At 68.7% G+C, this 3,634-nt stretch carries 3 protein-coding genes; all 3 read left to right on the forward strand.

The window, feature by feature from the left end; translation table 11 throughout:
• Positions 1-128 precede the first annotated feature (128 nt).
• Positions 129-1,349 carry an IS4 family transposase gene (locus ABFS34_16070; protein ID MEN8376944.1) on the forward strand — a complete coding sequence of 407 codons (1,221 nt, stop codon included), beginning with the start codon at positions 129-131 and terminating at the stop codon, positions 1,347-1,349.
• Between the two features lie 470 nt (positions 1,350-1,819).
• Complete coding sequence (locus ABFS34_16075; protein ID MEN8376945.1) at positions 1,820-3,181, forward strand: IS1380 family transposase; 1,362 nt, start codon at positions 1,820-1,822, stop codon at positions 3,179-3,181.
• Between the two features lie 263 nt (positions 3,182-3,444).
• Positions 3,445-3,634, forward strand: a 190-nt coding sequence (locus ABFS34_16080) for a hypothetical protein (protein MEN8376946.1), incomplete at its 3' end; no start/stop codon positions are given.

Raw genomic sequence — 3,634 nt, forward strand, 5'->3', positions numbered from 1 at the left:
CGTATCGAGACGCTGCTGGACGCGTCCTAGCCCCAACACCGTTCAGGTTGCAGTGAATCGCGAGGATTTTCAGGTACTTTAGCGCTCGAACCCGCCATCCTCCGTGCTTCTCCCCGCAGAGGGCGTGAATGGCACGCACCGCTCGGGTTCGTTCGCAACGGGCACGGGTCACCGACCGGATTCATCTGGGAGCCATTGGGAAGTTCTTCCCGATGGAGGATGTGGATCGGATTCTCGCGGAGACGGGGCGCGAGAGTCGCCGCCATCGGCAGCTTCCCGCGCGCGTGGTGTTCTACTACGTGATCGCCATGGCGCTGCTGATGGACGTGTCCTATGGCGAGGTGTTGCGGTTCCTGGTCGAAGGTCTGTCCCGCGTCACGGTCGGGGCGCGGCGCATTCGGCGGACAGGCCGCTCGGCGATCTCGATGGCTCGCGCGCGGCTGGGCTCCGCGCCGCTGCGACGCATGGTGCAGGAGCGGGTGCAGCCGATCGCGGGGGGCCGGACGCGGGGGGCGTGGTACCGGGGTTGGCGCCTGGTGAGCGTCGATGGCAGCACATTGGACCTGGCGGACTCGGAGGCGAATAGCGCCGCCTTCGGGCGTCCCGGCGCGTCCCGTGGCCACAGCGCGTTCCCGCAACTGCGCTTCGTGTCCCTGGTCGAGAACGGGACGCACGTCTTGTTCGGGACCCAGCTTGGGGCGTACACCACGGGGGAGAGTCGCCTGGCGATGTCCGCGGTCGCCTCGCTGCGGCCTGGGATGCTGTGCCTCGCGGACCGAGGCTTTTTCGGCTTCGCGCTCTGGCAGGCGGCCGCTTCGACGGGGGCGGATCTGGTGTGGCGGGTGAAGAAGAATCAGGTCCTGCCCTGTCATCGACGCCTGCAGGACGGCTCCTATCTCAGCCGCATCTACCCGTCCCAGGCAGACCGTCGCCAGGATCGCAAGGGTGTCGTCGTCCGGGTCGTCGAGTACCGCCTCGAGGGCGTCGAAGACCCCGAGCCCTTGTATCGCTTGCTGACGACCGTGCTGGAGGAAGCGAAGGCGCCTGCGAAGGATCTCGCCACGCTCTATCACGAGCGGTGGGAGATCGAGACCGCATTCGATGAGCTCAAGACGCATCTGCGCGGTCGCCAGATCGTGCTGCGGAGCAAGACGCCAGAGCTGGTGGAGCAGGAGTTCTACGGGCTGCTCCTGGCGCACTTCGCCATCCGGGGGTTGATGCACGAAGCCGCGCTCAAGGGCGACACGGATCCCGACCGGCTCTCCTTCGTCCACACGTTCCGCGTCGTTCGCCGCAAGCTGCCCGGGTTCACCGCCGTTCCCCCCTCGGGAGCGCACGCGGCTCCATGAGGAGGTGCTGGAGGAGATTCTGGAGGAACGCGTCGCGTCCAGCCGGGGGCGCCGCAATCAGCGAGCGGTCAAACGAAAGATGAGCGGATTCCCGACTCGGAGCCGCGCACAGCCTGGGCGGCCTCGCGCCCAGATTCGAGTGCGGATCGCAAAATGAACGGTGTTGGGGCTAGCCCTGAAGTAAGCGCGGATCGAACGGCTGGGGCCGTTCGCAGGGGCTCAGATAGCGAACGGGAGCGCGTTTCCTGGGGTAATCTCGGCTTTGCAAGAACCCGAGATCCTCCAGAAAGCGACGCTCCCGAGTGAAGAAGCCTACCGCGCTCGTTCGCGCGAGTCACCTCAACACGGGCACGGGGATTCCGGAGGACGAGCTCGCCTGGCCCGAGACCTCGGGTCGGGTGACGCGATTCCCGCGCCTGCATCTGGAGGTGGCCGAGCGCTCCACGGTCACGCCCTACGGGGGCCTGGCCCTGGCGGCGGCCTTCCTCAAGCGCTTTCGGGTGGCGCAGGCCATCGACGAACGGGTCCACGTGCTCAAGCTCCATCTGCCGTTCCACGAGTCGGACCACGTGATCACCCAGGCGCTCAATCTCTACGTGGGCGGGGAATGCCTGGAGGACCAGGCCGCGTTGCAGCACGACGAGGGCGTGTTGCGGTTGCTGGGGGCGTGCCGCATTCCCGACCCCACGACCGCCGGGGATTTCCTCCGGCGCTTTGAGGAGCGGCGCCATCCGGGGGCTCTCGGGGGGCTGCGATCGGCGATCGACGCGGTGCAGGACACGGTGTGGGGAAAGCGGGCGGGGAAGCGGAAGCGCAAGCGGGACTGGGCGGTGGTGGATCTGGACGGGCATGCCAAGGCGCTCTACGGGGTGCAGAAGGAGGGCGCGGACTTCGACCACAAAGGCCGTTGGTCCTACAACGTGCTGCTGGCCTCGCTCGCGGGGACGGGCGAGTGCTTGGCGGTGCGCAACCGGCCCGGCAACGTGCGCTCGAGCGAGGGGGCGGCGGAGCTGTTGGAGGAGACGCTGCCCCGTGTGCAGCGGCGGTTCGGACAGGTGCTGGTGCGGGCCGACAGCGACTTCGATCGTCGGGATGTGCGCGAGGCCTGCGAGGCGGCGGGCGTGTCCTTCGCGTTCGTGGCGCGCGAGGCGGTCAATCGGCTGGCGTGGGCCGAGGGGCTTCCCGAGTCGGCGTGGAAGCCGTTTCGCACCCGGGCCCACCGGGCGCGGGAGGCGCGCCGGGCGGGGGCCGGCTTCGTGACGCGACGCAAGAAGCGCAACCGGCGGCGACGCCGCGCGCGACAGCGGGGCTACACGGATCTTCAGCTCGTGCGTCAGTGGGTGGCGGAGATCCCGTGGACGCCGCCGGGCTCGACGCAGACCTACCGGATGATCCTCCGGCGTCAGCGCATCGAGCAATCCGACCAGGAATCGCTGTTCACGTTCTACCGCTATCGCTACGTGGTGACGAACCTCCCGCCCTCGTGGTCGGCCGCGGAGGTGATCGACGCCACCTACCAGCGCTGCGACCAGGAGAACGTGATCGAGCAGATGGGCAGCGGTGTCGCGCTCTGGCGCATGCCCGTGGCCGAGTTCGACGGCAACAGCGCGTGGCTCGAGATCGGGCGTCTGGCCTGGAACCTCGGCAAGTGGATCGCCCAGCTCGCGCTGCCCCCGGAGGTCGTACGCTGGGAGTGGAAGCGCTACCGCAAGGCCTTCGTCCACGTCGCCGCTGAGGTGATCCATCGCAGCCGACAATGCTGGCTGCGCCTGAGCCCGGCGCACCGTTTCCTCCCCCTGCTCGTCCAGGCCCAGGTGCAGCTGCAGACGTAGCACTCCCGGTCACGTTCCCGCGCAGCGCAACGGGACCGGGAGGGGTGTGCGCGGAATTCGGACACCCGTGCAACTGCCCGCCATAGGAACGAAAATCGTCGGCGAACCGCGGACCGCTGGCGCGACGAATTCCCCACGCTGCACGCGACGGCGCCTTTTTGCAGCACGATCGTTCGAAGAGCGCTTATTTCAGGGCTAGCGCGTCGAGTCGCCTCGTCACTGCGGCGGCGTCGGCGGTGCTGGGGGCCTCCCGGACCTCACTGATGCTGCTCGACGACGCAGGCGAGAGCCTGCGCGTGGTCGCCGCGACGGGTCACGAGCTGCCGCCCGAGCAGCTGGATCCGGTGCCGGTCGGCGAGGGCATCGCCGGTCGCGCGCTCGCGGGCGGCGAGCCGTGGCTGGTGGCGGACGTCGAATCCGACCCGCGCTTTGCCGGGCGGGGTGTCGGCGACC

Source organism: Gemmatimonadota bacterium, assembly GCA_039715185.1.
Classification (GTDB): Bacteria; Gemmatimonadota; Gemmatimonadetes; order Longimicrobiales; family RSA9; genus DATHRK01.

What these genes read in the sequence shown, in the direction of transcription:
- ABFS34_16070 (MEN8376944.1), top strand. Translation starts at nt 129, where the DNA reads ATGGCACGCACCGCTCGGGTTCGTTCGCAACGGGCACGGGTCACCGAC.